General features: G+C 54.8%; 1 protein-coding gene and 1 other annotated feature. The gene reads right to left on the reverse strand.

Translation table 11 applies throughout. The annotated features are described in order from the left end of the window. Window positions 1-39: 39 nt before the first annotated feature. Window positions 40-1,268 (reverse strand): IS3 family transposase gene (locus HUO14_RS16120; RefSeq protein ID WP_176280883.1). Its coding sequence is split into 2 segments (ribosomal slippage): window positions 40-980 and window positions 980-1,268, totalling 1,230 coding nucleotides; the frame shifts between segments, so codons are not numbered across the junction. After that, window positions 871-987: a sequence feature (AL1L pseudoknot), on the reverse strand. Its footprint overlaps the gene before it by 117 nt. Window positions 1,269-1,321: the final 53 nt, after the last annotated feature.

Here is a 1,321-nt window from a genome sequence, read left to right on the forward strand (position 1 = left end):
TGAACCGCCCCGGTATTGCCGGAGGCTATTTGGTTTAAGTTAAGCTGCCATGTGGGTTTCGTCCAGCATGGCGTAATAGTTTTTCTCGGCTTCAGCAGGCGGGATGTTTCCTATGGGCTCAAGCAGCCTTTTGTTATTGAACCAGTTCACCCATTCGAGCGTGGCATATTCTACCGTTTCGAACGACCGCCAGGGTCCACGCCGATGGATCACTTCGGCCTTGTAAAGGCCATTGATCGTCTCGGCTAAAGCGTTGTCATAACTGTCACCCACGCTTCCAACCGATGGTTCAATGCCTGCTTCAGCCAAGCGTTCGGTATATTTTATAGACACATATTGACTGCCGCGGTCGCTATGATGGATCAGACCGCCGCGATGTGTAGGACTGCGATCATGAAGCGCCTGTTCCAGAGCATCGAGAACAAAGCTGGCGTGGGCAGTTCTGCTCACCCGCCAGCCAACAATATAACGAGCGTAAACATCAATCACGAACGCGACATAAACGAAGCCAGCCCAGGTTGCGACATAGGTGAAGTCAGACACCCACAGCCTATTGGGTGCAGGCGCATGGAACTGACGGTTCACATGATCAAGCGGGCAAACCGCTGTTTTGTCGCTGATCGTAGTGCGCACTGGTTTGCCGCGTATCACCCCTTGGAGGCCCATATCGCGCATCAGTCGTTCGATGGTGCAACGGGCAACGTCGAAGCCTTCGCGCTTCATTTGCCGCCAGACTTTGCGCACGCCATATACCCTGAAGTTCTCGGTAAAGACGCGCGCAACCTCCGGCTTCAGCAGTATATCGCGCTGCGCGCGGGCTGACAGTCGTGATGGGTCACGCTGCTTGGCGACATGATCATGATAGGTCGATGGGGCGATCGGCAGCAACTTGCAGATCGGCTCGACCCCATGATTACCGCGATACTTATCGATGAACGCGATCATTTGCGAAACGGGCGGTCGAGCTCCGCCTGCGCAAAATATGCCGATGCCTTACGTAAAATCTCGTTGGCCTGACGCAGTTCCCGGTTCTCACGCTCCAGTGCCTTCAACTTGTCAGCAACATCACTGGGAACTCCGGCACGCGAGCCGCGATCGACTTCTGCACGCTTCACCCACTCATGCAGCGTCGGTGGCGAACAGCCGATCTTCTCTGATATCGAAACTACTGCCGCCCAGCGCGATGGATAATCCCTCTGGTGATCCAACACCATACGGATCGCACGTTCGCGAACCTCCGGTGCAAATTTGTTCGTTGTTTTGTTCATAATGGCTCCTTCTACTCAAGAGTTGGAGCCTCCGGCAATACCGGGGCGGTTCA

The sequence above is a fragment of the Parasphingorhabdus flavimaris genome (assembly GCF_013371215.1).
GTDB classification, from domain to species: domain Bacteria; phylum Pseudomonadota; class Alphaproteobacteria; order Sphingomonadales; family Sphingomonadaceae; genus Parasphingorhabdus; species Parasphingorhabdus flavimaris.